This is a genomic window from Chitinophaga barathri (genome assembly GCF_003807585.1).
Classification (GTDB): Bacteria; Bacteroidota; Bacteroidia; order Chitinophagales; family Chitinophagaceae; genus Chitinophaga; species Chitinophaga barathri.
This window is the reverse complement of the sequence record NZ_RMBX01000001.1, coordinates 778209-801779: the sequence shown is the minus strand read 5'-3', so window position 1 is coordinate 801779 and position 23571 is coordinate 778209. Positions and strand designations below refer to the sequence as shown.

At 51.4% G+C, this 23571-nt stretch carries 19 protein-coding genes and 1 tRNA gene; 8 read left to right on the top strand and 12 right to left on the bottom strand.

The window, feature by feature from the left end; all coding sequences use genetic code 11:
* Window positions 1–9 precede the first annotated feature (9 nt).
* From EG028_RS02965 to EG028_RS02945, 5 genes are all read left to right on the top strand, one after another.
* Window positions 10–1341, top strand: a complete 1332-nt coding sequence (locus EG028_RS02965; protein ID WP_120514551.1) for a PAAR-like protein — start codon at window positions 10–12, stop codon at window positions 1339–1341.
* A gap of 17 nt (window positions 1342–1358) precedes the next feature.
* Entirely contained in the window at window positions 1359–2174 is an 816-nt protein-coding gene (locus tag EG028_RS02960; RefSeq protein ID WP_120514550.1) for a PoNe immunity protein domain-containing protein, read from the top strand.
* A 26-nt stretch (window positions 2175–2200) separates the two neighbouring features.
* Window positions 2201–2974: a hypothetical protein gene (locus EG028_RS02955; protein ID WP_120514549.1), complete on the top strand. Its 774-nt coding sequence runs from the start codon at window positions 2201–2203 to the stop codon at window positions 2972–2974.
* Window positions 2975–3050: 76 nt separating this feature from the next.
* Window positions 3051–4157 (top strand): AI-2E family transporter, encoded by a 1107-nt coding sequence (locus EG028_RS02950; protein ID WP_120514548.1) that lies wholly within the window; start codon window positions 3051–3053, stop codon window positions 4155–4157.
* Between the two features lie 10 nt (window positions 4158–4167).
* The gene (locus EG028_RS02945; RefSeq protein WP_123864533.1) at window positions 4168–7932 is read left to right on the top strand and encodes an AsmA family protein; all 3765 of its coding nucleotides are present in this window, start codon (window positions 4168–4170) and stop codon (window positions 7930–7932) included.
* A 26-nt stretch (window positions 7933–7958) separates the two neighbouring features.
* On the opposite strand, the gene EG028_RS02940 is transcribed toward EG028_RS02945, so the two are convergent.
* The 9 genes from EG028_RS02940 to EG028_RS02900 form a co-directional block, all read right to left on the bottom strand.
* Entirely contained in the window at window positions 7959–9404 is a 1446-nt protein-coding gene (locus EG028_RS02940; RefSeq protein ID WP_123864532.1) for a hypothetical protein, read from the bottom strand.
* 193 nt (window positions 9405–9597) lie between these two features.
* Window positions 9598–9846, bottom strand: a complete 249-nt coding sequence (locus EG028_RS02935; protein WP_120514545.1) for a hypothetical protein — start codon at window positions 9844–9846, stop codon at window positions 9598–9600.
* A gap of 67 nt (window positions 9847–9913) precedes the next feature.
* On the bottom strand, window positions 9914–10675 hold the full coding sequence (locus tag EG028_RS02930) for a tRNA(His) guanylyltransferase Thg1 family protein (RefSeq protein WP_120514544.1): 762 nt from the start codon (window positions 10673–10675) through the stop codon (window positions 9914–9916).
* Window positions 10665–11111, bottom strand: a complete 447-nt coding sequence (locus EG028_RS02925; protein ID WP_120514543.1) for a bifunctional polynucleotide phosphatase/kinase family protein — start codon at window positions 11109–11111, stop codon at window positions 10665–10667. Before EG028_RS02925 ends, EG028_RS02930 begins: the two co-directional genes overlap by 11 nt.
* Before the next feature lie 211 nt (window positions 11112–11322).
* A tRNA-Pro gene (locus tag EG028_RS02920) sits at window positions 11323–11396 on the bottom strand.
* A gap of 123 nt (window positions 11397–11519) precedes the next feature.
* Complete coding sequence (locus EG028_RS02915; RefSeq protein ID WP_120514542.1) at window positions 11520–12098, bottom strand: YdeI/OmpD-associated family protein; 579 nt, start codon at window positions 12096–12098, stop codon at window positions 11520–11522.
* A gap of 10 nt (window positions 12099–12108) precedes the next feature.
* Window positions 12109–12489 carry a DoxX family protein gene (locus tag EG028_RS02910; protein WP_120514541.1) on the bottom strand — a complete coding sequence of 127 codons (381 nt, stop codon included), beginning with the start codon at window positions 12487–12489 and terminating at the stop codon, window positions 12109–12111.
* A gap of 72 nt (window positions 12490–12561) precedes the next feature.
* Window positions 12562–13029 (bottom strand): SRPBCC family protein, encoded by a 468-nt coding sequence (locus EG028_RS02905; RefSeq protein ID WP_120514540.1) that lies wholly within the window; start codon window positions 13027–13029, stop codon window positions 12562–12564.
* A gap of 5 nt (window positions 13030–13034) precedes the next feature.
* Entirely contained in the window at window positions 13035–13358 is a 324-nt protein-coding gene (locus EG028_RS02900; protein ID WP_120514539.1) for an ArsR/SmtB family transcription factor, read from the bottom strand.
* Between the two features lie 220 nt (window positions 13359–13578).
* Between EG028_RS02900 and EG028_RS02895 the strand changes: the two genes are divergently transcribed.
* The gene (locus EG028_RS02895) at window positions 13579–14973 is read left to right on the top strand and encodes a hypothetical protein (protein WP_120514538.1); all 1395 of its coding nucleotides are present in this window, start codon (window positions 13579–13581) and stop codon (window positions 14971–14973) included.
* A 104-nt stretch (window positions 14974–15077) separates the two neighbouring features.
* On the opposite strand, the gene EG028_RS02890 is transcribed toward EG028_RS02895, so the two are convergent.
* Window positions 15078–16958: a DUF3472 domain-containing protein gene (locus EG028_RS02890; protein WP_120514537.1), complete on the bottom strand. Its 1881-nt coding sequence runs from the start codon at window positions 16956–16958 to the stop codon at window positions 15078–15080.
* 231 nt (window positions 16959–17189) lie between these two features.
* Window positions 17190–18116: a tRNA epoxyqueuosine(34) reductase QueG gene (gene queG, locus EG028_RS02885; RefSeq protein ID WP_120514536.1), complete on the bottom strand. Its 927-nt coding sequence runs from the start codon at window positions 18114–18116 to the stop codon at window positions 17190–17192.
* Window positions 18117–18277: 161 nt separating this feature from the next.
* On the opposite strand from queG, the gene EG028_RS02880 reads away from it, so the two are divergent.
* Window positions 18278–20239: a DUF3857 domain-containing protein gene (locus tag EG028_RS02880; protein ID WP_162946221.1), complete on the top strand. Its 1962-nt coding sequence runs from the start codon at window positions 18278–18280 to the stop codon at window positions 20237–20239.
* Complete coding sequence (locus EG028_RS02875) at window positions 20236–22143, top strand: DUF3857 domain-containing protein (protein ID WP_120514534.1); 1908 nt, start codon at window positions 20236–20238, stop codon at window positions 22141–22143. Before EG028_RS02880 ends, EG028_RS02875 begins: the two co-directional genes overlap by 4 nt.
* Window positions 22144–22194: 51 nt before the next feature.
* On the opposite strand, the gene EG028_RS02870 is transcribed toward EG028_RS02875, so the two are convergent.
* Window positions 22195–23451: an OmpA family protein gene (locus EG028_RS02870; protein WP_120514533.1), complete on the bottom strand. Its 1257-nt coding sequence runs from the start codon at window positions 23449–23451 to the stop codon at window positions 22195–22197.
* Window positions 23452–23571 lie beyond the last annotated feature (120 nt).

Sequence of the window (23571 nt, the reverse complement as noted above, 5' to 3'; positions counted from 1 at the left end):
TTGTAAAACATGGGCTCAAAAAAATATATTCCCGCAAACAGCTGGCTTACCTGCGACAAAGGCAGCGCCCCATCGCGCCTGATGGTGACCCATCACAACAATACACGTATCTATGGAGAAAATCTCGCCAGCGAAATGGATATGGTGCCGGGCGAAAATATCTTCCCGATGGGTTCCTGCTCCGTCACGGGCGGTTCCTGCAAGCCGGACCCCATTTATTGGGACAAATGTAACGAGGGCGTAAAAGTGAACGGGTATAAACTGGTATTCGAAGACGCCTGCTTGCTCTGCAAACAGGGGGGGAAGGTGAAAGTGGATTTTGATGCGCCCTCCGGCGGCGGACCGGGCGCTGCGGCACTTACAGGTCTGGGCTTTGGGATGAACAATGGTGGCATGTATCTTGGGGAGAATTTTGCAGAAGGCGCCAAAACGCTAAAAGACATAGAAAATGAATATTTTAGAGGTAAGACAATAGACGAGATTGCCGCGAGCAAAGGAGACTTTAAACGCGTGTACGGAGAAGAACGGGTGAGAATGGACCTGAAGGCAAAAGGTTACGTGATCAACTCCACAGACATGGGTACGGGCCAGAACGGCCTGGATTTGGGAGCGAAGGACGTAAAAGGCACCACGGATATTGTTACTGATGGAAAGTTCGCTACCCGTGGCGGTAAACCCAAGCTGGCGAACACCAAAGGCAGCGGTAAGCAGCTCGGCAATCGCTGGCTGGCCAACGGCCAGGCAACAGGGACCAGCAGGGTGCAGCAATCCCTGCCCCCGGATGATGCGGCCCGTGTGCTTGATAAAGTAAATACAAACGATCCGAGCCTGAAAAGACTGGCGGCAGGCGTGGAGCCCGATGGGAAGATATCTTACCACGACGTGGACCGGAACGGCAAGGTGGGCAACAAAGTGAACCTGGAACCGGCGAACGTGGTGCGGGGCGGCTCCAGAGCGGCGAATGCCATCAACGGCATTTCCGCCAGCATACAGGGGAACAAGGCGGTGAGTGCCGCGAACGATTTCCTGGTGCGGAATGCGTCCACGGTCAGTAAAGTGGGCAAGGTAGTGGGTCGTGGCGCCATTGTGGTAGGTATCGTGATGGAAGGATATAATGTTTACTCCGCCTACCAGGAAGAAGGGCATTTCGGAGAAAAGACCAAAGAAGCCACCGGCGGGGCCATTGGGGCGCTCGGCGGGGCATTGGTGGGCGCTAAGATAGGTGCAGCGGTAGGTGCGCTGGGAGGACCGGTAGGGATCATCGTGGGTGGCGTGGTAGGAGGCGTCATCGGCGGCATCGCCGGCAGCAGCGTGGGTAAATGGATCGGCAGCTGGTTTTAAAGTAAAAATCATCAGATATGTTCAGGGATCAGTTCAAAGAGGAACAGTACTTCAGAGAAGCAACAAAAACATTAACCGCAACGCTGGATGCGAAAAGGAAAGAATTGCTTTCCAAAACGCAGCCTTTCCCGATGGAGTATTATGTAATGGCCAACGGGTTGTATATCTATATTTATTGGGCATATTCACTGGGCCAGCCCGTGAGGACCCTTGTGGCGCCCTGCAAAGAAATGCTGGATGACTATGTTTTATCCATTGAAACGGAAGCGGACTATTCAGACGGCGGGGACATCATCTATTCCGAACTGCTCGGCATGATCTCCATAGGGGTGCTGCTGGATACAAAAGAATCCCTGCAGAAACTGGGCGATATACTGGCCAGGATCGGTTATAAAGATTACCTGGTGAGTTTCCTGTTAAGGTATGGTCAACCCGGGTATGAACTGCCCGGGGAACTACTGTGGCCGGAGGATGCCGGCTGCGTAAAACTGAAAGAGATCACCCAGTCCGGTAAAGCCGATGCGGCTGCGGGCCTGTATGAATACCTGCAAAAAAACTTCTACACTCGCGATAACCTGGAAGACCTCTACGGCAGCCATAAAAAATCGGGCAATTTCTACCGGGGATACTGGAGCTTCGAAAGCGCAGCCATCGCCAAAGTGATGAACCTGGACGATTCAAAACTGAAAACCAGCCCGTATTACCCCTACGATATGTTACACGGCGATCCGTCCGGCGCTACTGAAGGCCCGGCGGAACCACCACCCTCGCCGGATAAGAACCACGCGGAAGATGCCGCACCCGGAGCCAAAAAGAAGTGGTGGCAATTCTAGGGCATTAAATATATTCCAGCTCATACATGGGAAACAGGTCATATCTTATCATCAACAAACCGGGTAAACCGCAGGAGATCCTGTTTGAAGGAAATAATTCGCTCGCGCATTTCTGGCTGCTGCTGCTGGAGAAACAGGATATCGAAAACGTCCGGGGGACATACCGGGAGGCGTACCAGCCCGGAGATGAAGATGCGGAAATTGATACGGACATAAAGATCGATAAGGACAGGGCGCTGGAAAACGTAGGCCGCCGCAGATATTATATAGCGCAGGCTTACCCGGAGCTGCTTTCTTATTTTGATGAATGGGTGGCTTATCTCGGGAAACAACCCACAACAGACAATATCCTTTTCATCGACCTGGTGCAGGTGGCGGGTTTTTACAAAAGCCCGGACGAATTCCTGGACAGCCTGCTGGAATTTTACGGAAAGGTCGCGCAGGGCCAGCCTGCATTTGAAAAAACACTTTCTGATACTTCAGGCTGGGATGGTACGGGCGATGAATCCTTTGCCACCGTGTCCCCCGGGTACCGCGGTTTCCCGCAGGTAGACAGTTTTTCTCCCATCGGCGCGCAGGCCAAAACTCCCGGCCGCATTAAAGCGTTGAATTATACCTGGGGTGCCGTCAGCCTGCTGATGGTGGCGGGTTTGTTTTACCTGTTCGGCCTCTTTCCGCATTTCTGGCAGCATTTATTGATCGCATTGTTATTTGTGCCTGTGATCTTTATCAGCATCAGGGGATTTTTGCTGGTGGAGAAATGGAGCAAACAGCCGGTGCGGAAAGCTGAAGGGGAATAAATATTTGACAATACAAACTCCCCGTAAGATGTGATTTGTGCAGGATTCATTATATTTAGTTAAGAATCCTTACTGCATGCGTTTTACCCTCCCCAATTCACGCGGCATCATCGAAACCATCCTGGTGTTGCTGTTGCTCCTGGCCCTGCTTTTTGCGTTGTACGACGTTCTGAAAGTATTTTTCGGTGTATTCACTTTTGCCCTGATCTTTTCCGTTTCCTTTGCCACTCCTTACGAACGGCTGGCAAAGGCCATGGGGCAAAGACGAAAGCTGGCTTCCATCTTATACGCCGTTATCCTGGTCATTATCGTGGCGCTGCCGGTGGTGTACATCGTGAGCGCGATGGGCAAACATATGAAGGATATCATTCAGCTGTACGCCAATATCCAGACCAAAGGACTGCCGCCGTTGCCCGCACAGATAACAGAACTGCCGTTTGTAGGCGCCGGCGTGGCGGACTTCTGGCAGCACCTGCAGGAGAACCCGCAGGAAGCCCTGATGGGTTATGAACGCCAGATACACCAGGTGCTCCACCGTCTTATTGCCGGTAGCGCGGGTGTGCTGGGTACGGCTCTCCAGTTCATACTCGGTATTATAATTTCAGCGATCCTGCTGGCAAGCGGGGATAAAGCGATGCGCCCCGTCAAAACCACGCTCCAGCACCTGCTGGGCAGGCGGGACGGGCTTGCTTTGCTGAATGCCACTACCAATGCGATCAAAGGTGTTTCTATCGGTGTGATGGGCACTGCTTTTATAGCCGCTTTTATTTCATGGATCGGTTTTGTAATTGCCGGATTGCATTTTAAGATCGTGCTTTGCGCCCTGGTGTTTTTCCTGGTGCTTATACAGGTAGGGCCTTTGCTGGTATGGCTGCCGCTGGTGGTGATACTCGCCGTGGACGGGCATACCGGTACGGCGATCTTTGCGGCGGTATATGGACTGTTCGTGATGCTGATAGACGCCGTGCTAAAACCCGTCCTGATCGCCAAAAGCGGAGGACGGTTGCCTTTCCTCGTACTGTTTATCGGCGTGGTAGGCGGGCTGGCGGCCTGGGGATTTACGGGTATGTTCAAAGGCGCGATCATTCTCGCTGTTTTTTATACAATCTTCAACTCCTGGCTGGCCCAAAGGGCCTCCACGGTGAAACCGGCTCCTGAAGCCGGCGCCGGCGAGTTCATGTAAATCGGATGTGTTGAAAAAAGCCCTCAAAAGAATATTGATCATTATAGCGACAGGCATCCTGCTATGCATCGGCTTGTTCTATTACCTGATCACTTATCGTTTTAAAGAAAGCCTGCGTTATGCCGTGAAGGTGCAAACGAAGGGCCAGTACGTATTTGATGCGGGCGTGGCGGAAGTGTCTTTCTGGAAAAGGGCGATCAGGTTAAAAAGATCGTCGGTGCATTGCGTGGATCCACGGGATAAAGCAGCTACGTACGATGTGGAGATCCCGGAAATGTACTTTTCGCTGGCTTCCTGGAAAGACCTGCTGATGAACCGGAAAATGATCGTGGATAGCATGGCTTTTATTTCACCGCATCTGAAAATGTACGTGCAACGGAAACCGGTGACCGGTGCCCAGCGCGTGTTCAAAGGCTCGGACATCCTCCATATTCTCAAAAAAACGCTTACGCACTTTAATGCGCATGCCTTCAACCTACAGGGCGCTTCTTATGACTATATCCAGGAAGATGCCACAGTGCTGCATGTGAACGATATCAATCTGTACGTTAAGAATTTTACGGAAATAAATAACCAGGACGATCACCTGTTCGGATCGGAACGGGTGGTGCTTTCGTTGGGCCGCCAGCGGTGGGTTTTGCCCAAACGTAAGCAGGCGGTCAGTTTTAGCGCCCTGCGTTTTGACAGCAAAGGCCAGCGGCTGGAGCTGGACAGTCTTGATTACAACGAACAGGATTCCGCTAATAATCCAGGTATGAGCCTGAAAGCGGACAAGATTTTTTTTAACTCCCGGAATCTCCCGGCCTTCTACCAGCGCGACCACCTGCTGATCGATACACTCACCTGCCTGAATCCCGTGCTCACCGTTCCGCCCGGCAGGCATGGAAAGGATAAAAAAGATACACTGCTGTTGGGCAGCCGTATGCCGTTTCAATTGATGCGGATCGGTTTTATCAATGTAGTGAACGCCGACGTGCATCTCCAGGGCCGCCAGGCCGCCAGCCGGAACAGCAATCTCCGCATTTACAATCTCCGCGTGGATCCCAAAGCAACACGGCCGCTCAGCATAGACAGCGTGCGCATGGACCTCCGGCAAATGGTGTTTTATTCCCGGGACAGCCTTTACCAGATGCGCATCAACGAATTTGCCATTGAAAAGGACGGGATATTGTTCCAGGGCGTTACCTACACACCAACGGAAAAAAATCATGCGGATAAAACCGTGACCGCCACCGCCCCGGCGCTGCGGTTAAAACATGTGGACTTTGAAGCCCTGATGCGTAAACACCTTCACGCAGATGAAGCGGAGCTGATCAGCCCGGTGATCACCCTGCACAGGCAAAGCGGCGCACCTTCCCGTTCCGCATCTTCCAAACGGGCGCCAGTCAAAAATCTTGATATATTTTACCAGACCTTGCATGGCATCAGTGAAATAGTACATGTGGAACATTTCCGGCTGCGCGATGGGGAGCTGGGTTATAAGGCAGGAGGGGAGAAGGGTACATCCCTGGCTGTAAGTGATATCAATGCGCATATTCTTTTAAATAAACTATTCCGCAGCGATTCGCTGGTGGATATTAAACATGCCATCCCCGACCTGCGTGTGGGTAGTCTACAGCTTTCATCCAAAGGCACGGTGATCACCGTCCTTGGCTACCGCCTCGATGGCGTGACAAGGCACAATTTTGGAGCCGAGGCTGATATTCTATTGCCCAATGGAACACGGTTGCTGGCGAGAGACATTTACTGGGAAGTGTTTGATTGGGATGTATACCAGCATACGAGGGATATTCAGATTGATTATTTCAAGGCCAGCAGCGTAATGGTATCGTTGAAGGGCGGTAAAAAGGAAGGAGAGACAAAGGCACATCATAACCTGCCCGTTGTCAGGATTGCGAAGCTGGAGGTGGATGAGTTTTCCTTTTCCCATACATCGCCGGAAGGCAAATTGTTGACTATGGGCAGCGGTTTGCTGATGGAGAAGCTGAGGACGGAGCATCGCTTTTTTGTATGGAACAGCATACAGGCGCAGCTGTCAACGGTGAATGTCACAAAACGAGGCTTTGTGCTGGAGGCCGGCCCGGCATCCATTCACAGCGGCAAAGAAAGTACTATACGCAATATCAACTTTGTTTCCGCAGCAGCAACGGCCATGAAGGTTTCGCTGCCTTCGCTCCGGTTCCGGCTGCCGCTTTATTCCACGGATTTCAACACCCTGCGGATGCCATATCTGTACGCGGACAATGCAGATGTGGAATGGTGCCAGCAAAAACATGAACATGCTCAAGATACTTCTCCTAAAGGTATAAAACTGCCTTTTGCATTGGAAGTAGGGGAGATCGGGATTAAAAATACCCACGTTGATTACACCGGCATCGGACCGAAAGATACGCTGCGGCTGGATACGCGCTTACAGGTAAATATCAGGGATTTGCGCAGCATTGCTGAAGGGATTAGGTTTCATTCAGCCGATATTGTATTGACGGATAGTAAAGTAAAACAGCCGGAGCTGACACTGGCATTGCCGCATACACGTCTCCAGCTGTCAGGCGGCGAAATAAACAGTGAAAACATATCCGCAGAGGCATCGCTTTCCTTGAACGGCGGCGGTTTCCGGTTTGCGAAAGGTAATACCACGGTGACAGGAGAACGGCTGGCGGGAGATCTTTCTTATTCATCCATCAACCTCAAACATGGAGAAACTTTCGACTGGCGGAGTTTGGTGCCTGGTTTTGCCATGGAAGGTGGGAAAATAAACTTCAGCAGCGATAAGATGAACGCAGGCGCCGGTAGTTTTAAATGGGTGAACAACACCTTCCGGCTGGATAACATTTTTATGCAGCCGCACCTGGACCGTGAAACGCATTTCAAAAATGAAAAATGGCAGGGAGATTACATTACGGTGGAAGATGGCAGTATTGCCCTCTCCGGCTTCGATCCGGCCCGTATCGGGGAATCGGTGTTGCGTATCAGCAAAGCTGGCCTGGATGGCGTAAAAATGACTGTTTCGAGGGATAAACACCTGCCCTTACAGCACGGGATCGAAAAAGAAATGCCCACCAAACTGATCGGGAAGATAACAATGTCTTTCAGGGTAGATACGGTGGCGATTTCAAACAGTACTATTATTTATTCGGAACATCCCGCGAAAAGCGATCAATGGAACGAAATACCGCTGACGGGCGTGCAGGGCACCATCCTGAACTTCGGCAACCGTTTCGGGGGGAATGATTCGTTGTTAGTTTACGCTTCCGGGAATGTGTTCAACGGCAGCATCCGCCACCTGGTGTACAGGGAATCGTATGCGGACAGCCTTTCCGGCTTCACCGCCAGCCTGGGTGTATCTCCCGCATCGTTGCCCGAGCTGGGCGGTAAGGCCATGCCGCGGGGAAACATAAAGATCACCAAAGGGTACATCGATACCGTTTCCAGCACCTGGAAAGGCAATAAATACGCGGCTTACGGCCAGATGCATTTTTATTACCACGACCTGAAGCTCCGCATCAGCGACAAACGACACCCGGATAAATGGAGGCCGCTGCCTGCCGTGGAAACCTGGCTGGCCAATCTTTTGCTTCCTTCCCGCATCACCCGGCCTTCTTTTATCTTCACCGAACGCAACCGCGAAAAGTTTGTGTTTAACTACTGGATACTGGTACAGAAAAGCGGCGTCATGTCTTCCCTGAGACCGAAGCGGGACCGCGCCTACCGAAAGCAATACAATAAATACCGGCAGCAATATTACCTTCCCCCGCTGGCAGCCGGGTATAAATGATTTCGCTATAAGGGCTTTTTCTTTTCCTAAAAGTTATGGATATATGACACGAGCACCCCCGCCTGGAAGGTGTGGGCCTTTGTGACGCCGGGTTCGCCCAGGAGGAAATTGCTTTCGTCTGGTTTGTCCAGGTTGAATGTCTGAGGATAATTGTTGGTGCCGCCATAGGTGAGCATAAGCCCGGTACGGAGGTGGTACCACTTGCGCCGCATGTTCACGCCTATCTGCGCGTGGTAAAGGTTCCAGTTGGTGACATTGATGTTATACCCTTCGGTTACGGAGTGAATGTCGCCTTTGTCATATGTAAAGTCCGTCCGAAGAGAGGCAAAAGCCACAAAATCTCCGGCCAGCTGGTAACTGGCTCCGATACCAAAATTGACCAGGGCGCGCCTGGCATCGTTCAGCTGGAGGAATTCCGAAGAGGTGTTGTTGTTGCCGGTGTCCGGCCTGATAAACGCGGCCGGTTTCGGTTTGAGTACGCTGTATTCTTTTACCGGCGCAAAATATTCGGCGGCGAAATACAGCTGCCCTTTTTTATGGATATACGTATAGCCGGCGGCGATACTCAGCGGATTTTTCCAATGACTGGGCAGTTTTGCCTGCCGGGAGCTGGCCAGCAGGTTGAGGGCTATTGTCGGGTCCAGGTATAGATTGCTGATCTGTACATTGGAGATCACGGTACCTTTGCCTGCTACTTTCACCGTAGGGGTGGTGATCAGCAGGCCGGCGTGATGATTGGCGGATATTTCCCAGGCCAGGCCCAGCCGTGCGCGAAGGCCAGCTTGCCAGTACGTGGCGGTATAGTCTTCGGATACGGTGGTGATAGGCGCCAGCAAGGTATCCGGCCCCGCGGGGTTCATCAGCGCCCGGGCGATATAATCGATGGTAAAGGTTTGTTTCTGCATGATAGCTTCGGCCGTAAATCCCAGGGATATCTTTTTCCCCGCCCGCCAGCCGGCGCCGAGCTGCACCGCCGTCTGGTCCATCCTGTTCGCTGCTTTGTATTGCCCGATAAAGGTTTCAGGGCCGGGGCTGTATGAATTGTCGAGCACATCCTGCACAACGTCTTTCTGCTGTGAAACGCCGTAATCTATAATGGGCGTGTGTACGATGGCAAAAGCGAGTGTAAAGGGCAGTTTTCTTTTGATCATCGGCACAGCGCGGGAAGCCACCATTGGGATGATGCTGGTACCCTGCGATTTCAGGTTCAGGCCGGTGCCCAGCCCATTCTTGTACAAAATGGATTGCCATTGATAAATGGTGCCACTGATGGAAGTGGTGCTACCCTCCGTATTCACCAGCAAAGCCGGATTGTAAAACATCACGCCGCTATCCCTGTTTTGGGAGATCACTGCGCCGGGCATAAAATAACCGGCGGGGCCATAGCTGGAAGCCCAATAATTAGCATCCTGAGCGGAGAGTTTTGCCGGCAGGGCCGGCAGTATCATCAGTAAAAGGTAAAGATACCTCATAGGCGTTAACAGTATTGATCAGCGTTGCGCCGGGGTTTTAAAGATATCTTCTAATTTACTGAAAATTATTTATTTGTGTTTGTATCAATGTCATATCCCCGGAGTATGCGGGATATAACAAACCAGTGTGTTTCACCAGGCATTAAAGCCTGGACGAATACACCGCTGGGGAAAAAAGACGGGGAAATAAAGATCAGCATTCGGAATAATCCGAGGTAAAAGTACCGTTTACGGCATAGAGCTTGTCTATCGCCACATCCGTTTCATCATTCAGGCGCATCCACTGTTTGCCGTCTTTTTCGAAGATGGAAGTGATGATGCCGTTTGCACGTGTTACGCCATTGTCTTCGTAAAGGATGTTCGCTTCCTGTTTATTCTCGTGGAGCGCCAGCACCTGGCTGTAGAAGCTGCCGCCGGGAGGGAGGGTGGTTCTTGTATCCATGATCCTTTTTTTACAAAGTTAGGTAATTCCAAAGGCCGGTATGCTGGCAGTCGTTGCTGTTTTGCAGTTACCCGCGAAACAGCAGCGCCGAGATAAAATCGTTGTAATCATCTTTCATGGGAAGGCTGTAGTTTGTAGTCAGTTCCCGTCTTTTTACGGTTATTTCCTGCTCTTGTCGGGGATCATAGGCGGTTTTGTCAATTTCCTGCCAGTACAGGCCGATGCCGCGTTTCTGCCAAAGCGGGAGATCATTGAAATTGATATTGTAGCCGAACAGCAGTTCGTTTTTAGCCGCGGTGCTGAGTTTCTCGATCTGTTTGGTGGCATCCGTTTTTGAAAAACCTTCTTTCCGCAGTTGCCAGTAACAGTGCGCATTTAGGGAATTCCTGTGGGCGTCTTCGTTCCTCCAGCGGAAATAGTCGGTCACCAGCTGTTTGTTAGGCAGTTCGGACAGGCGGCAATCGAAAGCGGCGGCGCTTCCCAGCAATACGGAGAACCTGGCGCTGGCTTCGCCGGCGAGGATAGAAATATATTTCCTGCGTTTCCTGGCAAAAGAATCTTCATTCTCATGAAACAGCAGGGAGATCTCATCACTTTGAGTGTAGCCGTAAATAATATTGAACCCGCAGTTCATCAGGTGTTTCACGGTTTCGACCATATAATCCCTGAAACGTTCATCAAAGGGCGCTTCAAAAGAGTAGGTCTCTTTGGTAAGACGGGTAAATCCGCGCCCGTCTATGCGGGCCACGATGTATATGCCGGGCAGTACGCCTGTGTCGTTGATGGTTTCAAATACCCGCATCTTTTTGTCGAGCTCATCAAATTTCATAGGTCCAAGGTTTGATCACAAAATCATTGTTTTCGGTGGAAACATAATATAATTCGTCGAATCCTTCTTCCAGGGAGGGCAATTCCAGTTTGTTGAAAGTTCCTTTGATGGCAATGTCCGGCACGAGGGCCTTGCCTGTGCGCAGGCTGTTCCTTTCCAGGGCATCCGCTACTTTCGACTGGAAATAATAACCGACGATGCGGAACTTCCGGTCTTTGGCAAGCCGGATGTACTTCTGCCGGTCTTCTTTGGCCGGGTTGGTGTTGTCTATCACGAAAGGTTGCTGGCTTTTGAGACAGGCTTCCAGGAAAAGGTCTTCGCGGTACCGGCTTTTGAGCTGGTCCAGGGAAATACGCATGTGGGAAGAGAAAAAGTTGTTTTTGAAAAACGTTGTTTTCCCGGTTGCCTGTATGCCGCAAAAGATGACTGCTTCCATGGTAGGGATTTTTAGAGCGGGTGAAATTAATGTTTTTAGGTCAATAACCTGAACCGATGAGGCAAATAGGTCGGTAGGATAATGCGGTTAATACACTCTTTAAGTTTTCGCAGATGGATATCTATTGATGCAAACTGACACCTCCTAAAAACAAAAAAGCCCGTAAACACTGCGTTTACGAGCTTTCTACTTTCTTTAAATCTCATTCAAGTCGGGATGACTGGATTCGAACCAGCGGCCTCTTCGTCCCGAACGAAGCGCGCTACCGGGCTGCGCTACATCCCGAATGGGCAGCAAATTTACTCTTTACCATCAAAAATCAAAAATATTTTATTTTAATACCGGAAATCCAAGCCCATTCAAGTATCCCGGTATATTTGAATTAATCTACATATCGGCTTCGGATGATCACTCATCATTCAATCCCTTCCCATCCAGGATCTGCTGCGTGTATTTTTCAATCCTCGACTCCCGGGTTTTGGATTGTTTGGGTTGGGAAAAATAGAGGATATATCCTCTTTGCCGCCCCGGTGTCAGTGCTTCAAAGGCTTTTTTAAACGCGGAGCTCTTATCTAATTTATTTTGCAGTTCTTCGGGGACAGGTTCCGGCGCCTTTTTAAAGTCCACTTTCAAACCGGCCTCTTTAATTTCAACGGCTTCAAAAACATAGGCTTTCAGAACCGGCTCAAGTTTGGTTATTTCCTGGAGATTGGTGAACCGGATCTGGCGGGCGGACTGCACATGTTCCGTCTGCTGGATCAGGATGCCTTTGGGATCTTTCATCAGGGCACCTTTCATAAACAAAAGCGCGCAGTAATCCTTAAAATCATGTATTAAGACGATGTTGCTGCCTTCAAACGTATAGCAGGGGACGCCCCACTTCAATTCTTCCGTCAAGTGGCAGTCCAGTATGATCGTTCTCAATTTCTCCAGTTCTTTCTGCCACTTTTTGGCCTTTTTAAAATAAAAATCAACCTTGGGATTCATGATATTTATTTTATTGATTAGCTAATATGATTTTTCTGTCCGCAGGCCTGAAATACCATGATGTTATCGTCAGGGCCAGTAATAATAATGAAGGAAATATTTCACTTACAGTGCCGGATGCGATATGTGAAATCGCCGCTCCGGTCATGACAAAGAAAAAGCCGGCATATGCCCATTCCTTTAACAAAGGATATCTGGGAATAAGCAATACCACAATTCCCAGTATCTTCCAGGTACCCAGTATCGTTTGAAAATACTCAGGGTAGCCCAGGTTCGCCATAAAATCTGTTTCCGCTTTTACTTTGAATAACTGTACTATTCCGCTTGAGATCATTCCCAATGCAAGCCAGATAGTAGCAATCCAATAAATGATTTTGTTTCGCTTTGTCATAGTGTGGTGTTTTTAATGTGCGTTATAGTGTAGGTTATTGATATGCCGCGCGCGGAGGCCCGCCATGGCAGATTATCTGAGTTTACCGGCAACCTCCTGCAGTTTGTTATGCGCCATATTGATGCCCTGGGCAAAAGGCAGCTTCAACATTTCGTCCCTCATGGCCACGGACCTGTATACGATATGCATCGTGAGTTTGCTGGTGTCGTCTGTGAGCTTTTCAAAATCAAGGAACTCAAGATGAACTTCATACGGCGTATTTTCCATCTCAAAGGTCCGGGTGATCTTCTGATTGGGAACAAACTCGTGGATCGTTCCGTTGGTCCGCAATACTACGTTTCCCTTGCTATCTGACGTCTCAAATTGCCAGCTGCCATGTTTCCTGTTTTCCAGCTTGAGCACTTTAGTCCCCATCCACTGCTCAACAATCTCAGGCTCTTCATACGCTTTAAAAAGCAGCTCCAATGGCAGGTCAAATTCCCGTGTAATCACCAGTTCCTGTTTGCCGGCTTCGGCGCTCACTATTGTTTTGAGTCCCATATCCTCTATTTTTTGGGTTTGAATTTTTTCATTACACTTTCCAGTTTATTAAATCTTTCATCCCACAACTTGCGGAATGGTTCAATGAAATCTGCTATCTCTTTCATTTTTTTTGGATTTAAGTGGTAATAAATCTCTCTTCCGTTCTGTGTCTGTTCAAGTAACTCACACTCTGCAAGGATCTGTATATGTTTGGATATCGTTTGCCTCGATGAGTCGAAGTTTTCGGCAATGGCGCTGGGCGTCATTGCATGGAGCGCCACCAAAACAATGATCGCCCGGCGGGTGGGATCAGCGATGGCCTGAAATACGTCTCTTCTTAATTCCATTACGCAGCTATTTGACTGCAAATATATGTGAAGTCACTTAACTGCGCAAATATTTTTTTATTTCTCAACAGCCGTTCTTTTATATGTTGTCACATCCAATGTTGAAAGGGTTGCTTTTTATCATACATTTAACCACCTATTTGATAAGAATCCCGGATAAGCACTTTCTCAATCATATGAATTGTTAAACCAATAGTTAAACCCTCAATTGTAAAGTGCTATGAAAAAAAAGTCAACCCTTGCAGCCGCGTTGTGTATACCGGTTGTTATTTTCTTTGCGGCCTACAGCTGCGTCAACACCAGCAAACCTAAAGACGGCGAAACATCTGAAACCCTTCAGCTGGACGGTGCTTTTCAGAACCACCGCGACTCAGTGCCCTCTAAATCGCAGTACGATGCCCCTCTTTTTGTGCTCAGCCACGACTATCCCACCACGGTGGCGCCGGTAGTGAATCCACCCTGGCAGCAGGCGCTGAATGGGCAACCGCTGTCCAGCGCCAATGCGCTGATCTTTATGGATTCTTTAAAAAGTTATATCGCGCCGAACGTATTGCCCTTCTTTACGGACAATGCCGCCTGGACGGCCGCGCAATACGGCTGGTTTCACGAGCCCTGGCTGGGAACGCAAAGGGAAGCCATCCTGGGCACCTACCTGGGCAACGGCAATCCCGCCAATATGTTTAAGTCCCTGAAAGTGGACGAAGCCGGGTACGTGCTGGTACTGTATGATTCCACGGCGGCTTATACGGTAGGGCAGATATGGGGAAAAACCGGTGAAAAGGTGAACCTCATCAATAATGCCTCCCAGTTCACAGAAGGCAGCATCGTCGTAAAACTTGCATTTTCAAATATCAACTACCCGGAATGGCCGGTGATGAAAGATGCGCAGATCATGAGCGTGTATGATACCATCCCGACGGGGGAGGATCCCAGGGGCGGATACCAGGTCCGTAAGGTGAGTTTTTTCCAGATGGACGTTATCGTGAAGGATAGCATCGCATCACCGCAAACAGGATGGGTGTATTCCACGTTTGTATACAACAAGGATGTGCAGGGGTCGTTGTGGGATAAAATGGTGCCCCTGGGCGCCATGTGGGGAAACGATCCGGGAGTGAACAGCCCTCTTTCTCCTCCTTATCCTCCATTGTATGAGACTGTCATTAACCCGGCCGCGCCGCAATACAGTACGGAAACACTGGGTTGGGGCGGCAGGCTGAGCGGGCCGAATGATGGCGCCGTTGCCCAGCTGGCTTACGATATCAACACGGGCCAGCCTTATAAGAACCTGGCATTGTCTTCCTGCATGAGCTGCCATAGCCCGGCCCAGGATGCATTTGTTTCCTTCCTGCTGCCCGGCCCGGTCCCCACCTCGGATTCATTACTGGTGTTTACACCGGGCGGCCCGCAATGGAATTTGTGGTTCAGGAATAATTACGGGAATATACCTTTTGATACAGGCCAGGTGGCAATGGATTATGATATGGTCATGGCTTTTAAATCAATACCCGCCTATGAGCAGGCCAAATCACCCGGACAATCCACCCGGCTCACAAACAATATAGAGGCAATCCGGAAATTCAGGCGGCATAATACCCGCAGCCGGTTCTGGCATTAAGACTGATAAAAATGCTTTAATTAAAAAGCGTCCGGGTATCACCCGGACGCTTTTGTGTATGAAAAAGTATGATGCTGAAGGCTCCTATTAAAAGGAGGTACCCGTTATTGTTTGATAAACCGCACCTGTTTCCCTTCAAAATGTATGATATACATCCCGGCGCCAAGCCCGGATATATCCACGCGCACTTTCCCGGAAAGGTCTCCTTTCACCACTTTCACCAGCGCCCCGTTCATATTAAATACCCTGATTTCGGTCCCTTTAGCCGGCAGATCCACATACACGAAGGAGGACGCCGGGTTCGGAGAGACTTTCAAAACCTGGGCTTCCTCTGAAACAGTTGTGGCGGCGCCCGGTTTGGTATAGGCCAGCATCTGCATCGAAGATGGCACGCCTGTATCTTCCAGCACCCATCGCTGGTTAGGCGTTCCTGTGGCGCCGTTGGCCGCGTAGAGTATCATTTTGGTGCCATCGGCCGTGCTGCTGCCGGGATTATCGATGATGTTCCCGCTGCTCATGGCGGTGCGGATCAGGTAGGAGCCAGATCCTGCGGATACCAGCTGCCATTGCTGGTTGAGGCCATTGGTAACAGTATACTGGATGATCTGTACACCGGGTGTCTGGTCGCTGTTTGCGATGTCTATCGCTTTGCCGCTGTTGCGGTTCACCAGCACATAGTTGCTTCCCTGGGCTACCAGTTTCCATTGCAGGTTGTTGCTGCTGCCCGTGGTATACTGTGCTATGTAGGCGAGGTTGGCAGTGCTGCTATTCTCTATCCCCAGGTATTTCCCGCTGTGAACGTTTTTGATCTTATACCAGTTGCCGGATATCCCGCCTGAGCCCGCGGTGAATGTCACGGTCTTCGCTGCGGATACGCCGCCGAATATATCCGTGATCGTAACGCGGGCGGTATAGGTACCGGCCGGTAATGTCCCGGAGATCACCGCGCTGCGTTTCTGTGGCAGCGTTTCGGTGGAAGAACCCACCACGGTGGCGGATGAATTCAGTATCTCCACGGTGGAGGAAAACTGTGGGCTTTTGGTGTTGTTATTGGCCCAGTTGACGGTGACGGCTCCCGCGCTGTACGATGCGCTTACGGTGCTTACTTCACCCACGGTGAGGGCAGGGGTACTGGCCTGGTTGGTCTGCACGGGCAGGTCCAGCGTACGGCCGCCATTGAAGGCCGCGCTGGGCGTTACGTTCCCGCCATGTTCCATAAAGTAGGCGTCTTCCCCACTGTCGAAACCGGCGTTGTAAGCCAGGTCGTAGATCCCATTGCGGTATGCATCGTTTGCATTGCAGTTGAAATAACGGCTGCTGGATTTTTGCCAGACGCCGGCATCTGTACGGTTCCAGCAGTCCTTAAAATAGGCTTTGCGCACAAAACGCCCGTCGAAGCGGGGATCGCTGCCATGCCAGTTTTCCAGGAACGCGCCGGAGCCTGAGCCCAGGAAGGTGGTACGCGTGGGAATGGCCAGGGTAGAGGTGTGAAACCATTGATTAGTGCTGAGGTTCTGCACAAAGGTGCCGATAAACAGTTCCCCGTTCAGCTTCCAGGCCCTGATCACGAAATTGTACCAGGTGTTCAACGTCCAGTTGTAGGGATTGATGGTCTTGGCGCCGTCGCCCTCGCCGCCGAAGCGGCTGTAAATGGTGCCCTGGCCAAGGTAAGCCTGCCGTGCAAACACGCCGCCCGCCGTGTTAGGGTCCCACTGGGAGGCGATCAGGATCTTGGAGGAACCGGAAGAACTGTCCGGCGTGTGCTGTAGGCCGGCATAACCGCCGCTCCAGTTGAACACGGAAAAATACGATGTGTAGGCGGTTTGCGTGATCTTTACTTTCATCATTTTTAATGACGCATCCGCGGGAAAACTGAACACAAGATGCTGGGAAGGAGCAGCATTGCTGCTTTGGGCTTTGACAGGCGGTGCCAGGTGAAGGCAGTACCCCATCATTGCCAGGAAGAGTAGCAAATAAGTACGCATTGGGTTGATTTTGGCAGGTAAACAAATACACGGTAGCTTATCACACGTACTGTCAATCTAATATTTTCCACTACTAATCGTATTGTACACGTCTTTAATATGACATTTGTGTGTCAGATGTGGTATCCTTCAAAGGAGGGATGGAAGGTTTTGATACAATCAGGTGACAAATTGGAAAGTGTATATCCGGGCGCTGCGGGCTGCCGCGCCGGCGGGTGTTTGCAGGCCAGGTTATTCCGGCCGTCCCAGGAATTTGAGATTCCTGCGGATACCCGCGTATTTACTGCGTTTCAAGGGAGATTTGGCAAATATCCGTTTAAATTCTTCTTCGGTCATTTCCTCCCACTGCGAAGTGGTGAAATTGAGCACTTCCGGGATCGGGGCGAACTCAGTATTGGGCTTGGAAAAGCGGTTCCAGGGGCATACGTCCTGGCAGATGTCGCAGCCGAACATCCAGTTTTCAAACTTTCCCTGCATGGAAGCGGGGATCAGCATATCCTTCAGTTCGATCGTATAATAGGAGATACACCGGCTGCCATCCACCACCGTGGGCGACACCAGGGCCCCCGTGGGGCAGGCGTCAAGGCAGCGGGTGCAGGAGCCGCAATAGTCGGCGGCGGGGCCGTCATACACCAGCGGGATGTCCACGATCAGCGTGGCGATAAAGAAAAAACTCCCGGCCTGTTTGTGTATCAGGTTGCCGTTTTTGCCGATCCAGCCCAGGCCGCTCCGCTGCGCCCAGCTTCGCTCCAGCACCGGGGCGGAATCCACGAAGCCACGCCCCTGGATATCCCCGATCTCCACGCGGAGGTCCGCCAGCAGCGTATTCAGCTTCTCCCTGATCACATCGTGGTAATCCCTGCCATAAGCGTATTTGGCCAACTTCGGGGCTTCCGGCTGCTGTTCCTGTACGGGGTAATAGTTCAGCAGCAGGGTGATCACGGATTGCGCCCCGTCCACCAGCAGCCTGGGATCTATCCGTTTGTCGAAATAATTCTCCATGTACTGCATATTCCCGTGCATACCCTGCTGCAGCCACTGCTCCAGCCGGTAAGCATCTTCCGTCAGCTGCTCAGCCTTCGCGATCCCGCAATGGTCAAACCCCAGGGTACGGGCTTTCTGCTTGATCAGCAGGGTATTTTTTTCCGGTGTCCGCATTCTGCCGCAAGTTACAATATTCGCCGCGCCCGGCACTCCTTGTGGACTAACGAAAAAAATATCTACATTTACCCCCGGAAAATACACCCTTTACCTAATCAACCTTAGTAATGCCCGGCAAATCAATTTTTCTGCTCCTGGGAATGTCCCTTTTCGTTTGTTTGACTAACGCACAGGACAAAACACCCGTTTCCTTCGGTAAGGTCAAACCCGAAGACTTCCGTAAAGCTCCCTACAAGATCGACTCATCCGCCAGCGCGGTGGTGATCGCAGACGTAGGCTCCACCGCATTCGAATCCGGTACGGACGACTTTATGCAGGTATATAAAATATACCAGCGTATTCATATCCTCAACAAAAACGGGTATGACCGTGCAAACGTCTCCATATACCTGCACTCGAACGGCTCCGATGAAGAACGGATGATCAATCTCAAAGCGGTGACCTACAACCTGGAAAACGGCGAAGTGGTGGAAACCAAACTGGAGAGCAAATCCGTATTCACCGAAAAGCTGGACAAAAACAGCATTCTCAAAAAGTTTACACTGCCGGCCGTAAAGGAAGGCTCCATTATTGAATATTCTTACACTATCAATTCCGAGTTCCCCCATTACCTGCGCCCATGGTCTTTCCAGTCCACGAGCGCACCAGTGCTGTGGAGCGAATATGAAGTGACACTGCCGGAGTATTTCCATTACATATTCCTCAGCCAGGGGTATCACCCGTTTCATATCAAAGACAGCGAAGATGGCCGTAAAACCTACAGTTTCCGGGTGCCCCAGCCCGGTGGCCGTTCGGAAAGCGTGACGGTATCCCCCGGCATAACCCGCCACCGCTGGGTAATGAAGGATATACCCGAACTGAAGGAAGAAAATTACGTCACCACGCTTTCCAATCACCTCAGCTATATCGAATTTCAGCTGGCCTCCGTCCGTTTCCCGGATGCGCCTTTGCGCCAGATTATGAGTACATGGGAGAAATACACGGAAGAGCTGATGAAAGACGTGGACTACGCCGCGGACCTCGATAAAAGCAACGGCTTCCTGGGAGACAAGGTGGAAGAGCTGACCAAAGGCGTAGCCAGCGCGAAGGAAAAAGCAGAGAAAATATATGGTTATGTGCGTGACAATTATACCTGTACCGACTATTCCGCCCTCTATACATCACAGCCGTTGAAGACCGTCTTCAGCAAACGCAACGGGAACGTGGCGGACATCAACCTGCTGCTCACTGCCATGCTGCGGAAAGCCGGGTTGTATGCAGTGCCGGTAATACTCAGTACCAGGGCGCATGGCAAAACTTATCCCATCTATCCCATCCGCTCCAAGCTGAACTATACGGTGGTGAGCCTGAATGTGGACGGCGCGGAATATTACATGGACGCCACCCGCCCTTACCTGGGATTCGGCAAGCTGCATGCCTCCGCTTACAACGGTCATGCACGGAAGGTGGATGTGGATGCCACACCGCTGACTTTTGAATCAGATTCCCTGCGCGAAGCAACCGTAGCCGGCATCTTTATTTCTCCGAACGAAAAAGGTGGGTTTGAAGGCCACTACCAGCGTCAGCTTACTTATTTTGAATCGTACGACCTGCGTTCCCGTATCAAGGAAAAAGGAGAGGAGGATTATTTTAAGGAAGTATCCAAAGGGTTTATGTCGGACATTGAGCTGAAGAACGGCAAGATCGGGTATCTCAAAGATTACAGCGAACAGGCCGTGGTGGAATATGATTTTAAACTGACCGGGCTGGACGAAGGCGGTATGCTGTACCTCCACCCGATGTTCTCCGAATCCATGCGCACCAATCCCTTCAAATCCGCCGTGCGTACCTACCCGGTGGAAATGCCGGCTGTAAGGGATGTGAATTTTACCCTCAGCCTCCAGGTGCCGGACAACTACTCCGTAGAAGAAATACCCAAATCCACCATCGTAAAATACAACGACGGCGAAGGGATATTCCAGTATATCGTTCAGCAGGAAGGCAACCTGATCCAGCTGCGCTCGCGCGTGAAGCTCAGCCGCGCCCTGTATGAGCCGGAAGAGTATGATTCGCTCCGCGAATTTTTTGATGTGGTGGTAAAAAAGCAGGCTGAACAGATCGTTTTAAAGAAAAAATCATGAGACTAACGGCATTATTATTACTGATCAGCGTCACGGCTTTAGCCGGTGACCCGGAGTATCCGGTAAGCGCCATTCCCCCGGCCCTGCTGAAAAATGCGGATGTGGTGCAGCGCCTGGAAGAAGTAACCATGAAGCTGCATGATATCAAAGATGTGCGGCTCACGCATCGGATCGTAATGACCATTCTGAATGAAAAGGGGGAAAAATACTCAGGCTTCAGCACCTGGTACGACAAGGAGCGCAGCATCACCGAGTTCCGTGGTGCGTTGTATGATGCTTCGGGCAAACAGCTGCGTAAACTGAAACAAAGCGAGGTCCGCGATGCAAGCGGGGTGAGCGATAATAACCTTTACGACGACAGCCGGGTGAAATCCCATGATTTCTACTACAAAGTATATCCCTACACGATAGAATACGAAGTGGAGTACCGCGAGCGCGGATCGGCGAACTTTGCGCCATGGGTGCCGCAGGGAACGGATAACTACGCGGTGGAACAAAGCCGCCTGTCCGTAACGGTTCCGGCGGATTACGATCTCCGGTACAGGCAGTTCAATTACAACGGCCAGCCTTTACAGGTGCCCGGCAAAGGAGATAAGACCTTTGTATGGGAAGTAAAAGATATCCCCGCGCAAAAAGCGGAAACGCTTGCAAGCCCCTGGAGAACGCGCTCTGTAATGGTGTACCTGGCGCCGAGCGATTTTGCATACGGCAGCTACACCGGTAAAATGAAAACCTGGGAAGATTTTGGCACCTTCCTCGGCGTGCTCAACGGCGGCCGCGATGTATTGCCGGACAAGATCAAAACCACGGTTCACCAGCTGACGGACAACGTGCAGGATCCACGCGAAAAAGTGCGCGTCCTTTATGAATACATGCAGCAGAATACCCGTTACATCAGCGTTCAGCTGGGTATAGGCGGCTGGCAAACCTTTGACGCCGCTTACGTGGCCAATAACCGTTACGGGGATTGTAAAGCGCTGTCCAATTATATGTTCTCCCTCCTGAAAGAAGCGGGCATCCGCTCGCACTGCGCGCTGGTGAAAGCCGGTGAAGGGGAAACGGATTTTATCGAAGATTTTGCCGCAAACCAGTTCAACCATATGATCCTGTGTGTGCCCATGGCAAAGGACACGGTGTGGCTGGAATGTACCAGCCAGATCCAGCCTGCCGGGTACCTCGGCGATTTTACCGATGGCAGGCCGGTATTGCTCGTGACCGAAAATGGCGGCAAACTGGTACGCACGCCGGTATACACACTGGATCAGAACCTGCGCGCAGGTAAAGTAAAAGCCACTGTGGACGAAGACGGCAACCTGACCGGCACATCGGCCACACTGTTCACCGGTCCCCGCCAGGACTGGTATCACAGCCTGATCACCAGCGTATCGGCGGAAAAACAGCTGGACATATTAAAGGAAAAACTGAACCTCTCCAGCTACGATATCCGCAAATTCCATTACACGCCGCACCCGCAGGCCAGACCCGTTCCGGAAATGACGGAAGACCTGGAGATTACCGTTCCGAACTACGCGTCCGTGAGCGGTAAAAGGTTTTTTATTGTGCCCAACGTGCTGAACAGGAATACCCTCAAACTCACGCAGGACGAAGCCCGCAAGGCAGATATCTGGCTCCGTACGCCCACCCGCGATGTGGATACGGTGGAGATCCTGATCCCCAACGGTTACACGCCGGAGTCCGTATTCCAGCCGGTGAAGGTGGAGAGCCGGTTTGGGATGTACCAGGCCAGCGTGAAAGTGGAAGGCAATAAGATCACTTATTTCCGCACACTGGAGCTGCGGGCGGGGCAATACCCCGCAAAGGATTATTCCGCGCTGGAAGAGTTTTTGAATATGATATACAAAACTGACCGAAACAGGGTCATCCTGGTAAAAAAGGAAGCATAAAAAAAGAGAGGGCCATAAGCCCTCTCTTCCGTTTTTATCAGGTTTAGTTTGTTATTTCTCCCTTACGCTTACAGATATCCTCCTGTCTTTCTGACGTTCTTCATCAGGCGCATCCGCCGCGGCTTTGGCAAACTGTGAGCCGTAACCTTCCCCACCCAGCAACTGTACCGGTTTTACGTTTGCAGCGCCCAGTGCATGAGTAACTGCTTCGGCCCTGTCCTGCGACAGTTTCAGGTTGGCTTTTGCATCACCGGTGGCATCCGTATACCCGCCTATTTTGATCTTGGCTTTCGGGAATGCGTTCATGATGGCCGCCAGGTTGTTGATCTGTCCCTGGCTTTCAGGGGTGATCTCGGCGCTGCCGGTTTTGAAGTTGAGGTTATCGAAGTCGAACCACTGGTCTTTGCCCCCTTTGGTATTTGGATCCTGGAGGAACATCACCAGCCGGTCTTCTATACCGCCTTTATACGCATCCAGTACCGTACCGTCCGGCAGGGTCACCTTGATGGATTCGCGGGTGGCAACGGGTGCTGTGGTGACGGCGCCCACCGCAGTGTCTTCCATATGCGAAACCGCCAGGGAATCGGCCACCGGAGTGCTGTGTTGCCCGCCGCATCCTTTCAGGAGCCACCAGAGCAATAAGATCAGCGCAATGGCGATGATCAGCCAGGTGATCCAGCGGTTGCCGCCGGTGGTGGTAACAGCGCCGCCTACACTGTTTGCCGTATGTTTCAGCGAGCTGGCGATGCCGGAAAGTTTGTTCCCGATATCGCCCAGGCTGCCTACACCCAGCAGGCTGGCTAGGCCGAGGCCCGAGGGCACGGCGGCGAGTATTTTGTCTTTCTGGCTGTTCAGGATATCGAGGATGCCAGAGGGGCTGAGGTTTTGTGCGGCGGCCTGCTGCCCGATCACACCCAATGAGGCGGGTGCGGCCGTTTGCAGGAGCGTTTCGGCGGATTGTACTTTGATGCCGGCATAACTGGCAATGGCGCCTGTCAGGTCACCGGCCTTGTTGCCAAACAACGAGCGCAGGACGTCCGCGCCTTTTGCCAGCAGCCCTGCGGGCAATCCGCTGCCCAGGTTGCCCAGCTGGGAGAGATTGGCTCCCGCTGCGTCTTTGATCATCCCGATAAGCCCGCCCGTATCGCCGGAGCCGGCTTTATTAAGCAGGCCGGTCAGCACGGCCGGGATGATACCGCCGAGGGCCTTTTGTACGCTGGATTCATTTTCGCCTAACTGAGCGGCGGCTTTATTGCTAAAATCATTGTTGAAAAGGTTTTTCAGGGTGTCAATGAGATCAAAAGCCATAAAAAGAGGTTTTGGTGGTTAATGAATAGGAGTGCTCACAGTGTTCAGGGTCTGCGTGTAACTGAAGTATAACAGGCTAAAATCCATACAGTTCAATGGGTTGGACGATTTAATATCCGC

Coding starts and splice junctions, on each gene's coding strand:
- EG028_RS02965 (WP_120514551.1), top strand. CDS start 10: ATGGGCTCAAAAAAATATATTCCCGCAAACAGCTGGCTTACCTGCGAC.
- EG028_RS02960 (WP_120514550.1), top strand. CDS start 1,359: ATGTTCAGGGATCAGTTCAAAGAGGAACAGTACTTCAGAGAAGCAACA.
- EG028_RS02955 (WP_120514549.1), top strand. CDS start 2,201: ATGGGAAACAGGTCATATCTTATCATCAACAAACCGGGTAAACCGCAG.
- EG028_RS02950 (WP_120514548.1), top strand. CDS start 3,051: ATGCGTTTTACCCTCCCCAATTCACGCGGCATCATCGAAACCATCCTG.
- EG028_RS02940 (WP_123864532.1), bottom strand. CDS start 9,404: ATGAGGTATCTTTACCTTTTACTGATGATACTGCCGGCCCTGCCGGCA.
- EG028_RS02935 (WP_120514545.1), bottom strand. CDS start 9,846: ATGGATACAAGAACCACCCTCCCTCCCGGCGGCAGCTTCTACAGCCAG.
- EG028_RS02930 (WP_120514544.1), bottom strand. CDS start 10,675: ATGAAATTTGATGAGCTCGACAAAAAGATGCGGGTATTTGAAACCATC.
- EG028_RS02925 (WP_120514543.1), bottom strand. CDS start 11,111: ATGGAAGCAGTCATCTTTTGCGGCATACAGGCAACCGGGAAAACAACG.
- EG028_RS02915 (WP_120514542.1), bottom strand. CDS start 12,098: ATGAATCCCAAGGTTGATTTTTATTTTAAAAAGGCCAAAAAGTGGCAG.
- EG028_RS02910 (WP_120514541.1), bottom strand. CDS start 12,489: ATGACAAAGCGAAACAAAATCATTTATTGGATTGCTACTATCTGGCTT.
- EG028_RS02905 (WP_120514540.1), bottom strand. CDS start 13,029: ATGGGACTCAAAACAATAGTGAGCGCCGAAGCCGGCAAACAGGAACTG.
- EG028_RS02900 (WP_120514539.1), bottom strand. CDS start 13,358: ATGGAATTAAGAAGAGACGTATTTCAGGCCATCGCTGATCCCACCCGC.
- EG028_RS02895 (WP_120514538.1), top strand. CDS start 13,579: ATGAAAAAAAAGTCAACCCTTGCAGCCGCGTTGTGTATACCGGTTGTT.
- EG028_RS02890 (WP_120514537.1), bottom strand. CDS start 16,958: ATGCGTACTTATTTGCTACTCTTCCTGGCAATGATGGGGTACTGCCTT.
- queG (WP_120514536.1), bottom strand. CDS start 18,116: ATGCGGACACCGGAAAAAAATACCCTGCTGATCAAGCAGAAAGCCCGT.
- EG028_RS02875 (WP_120514534.1), top strand. CDS start 20,236: ATGAGACTAACGGCATTATTATTACTGATCAGCGTCACGGCTTTAGCC.
- EG028_RS02870 (WP_120514533.1), bottom strand. CDS start 23,451: ATGGCTTTTGATCTCATTGACACCCTGAAAAACCTTTTCAACAATGAT.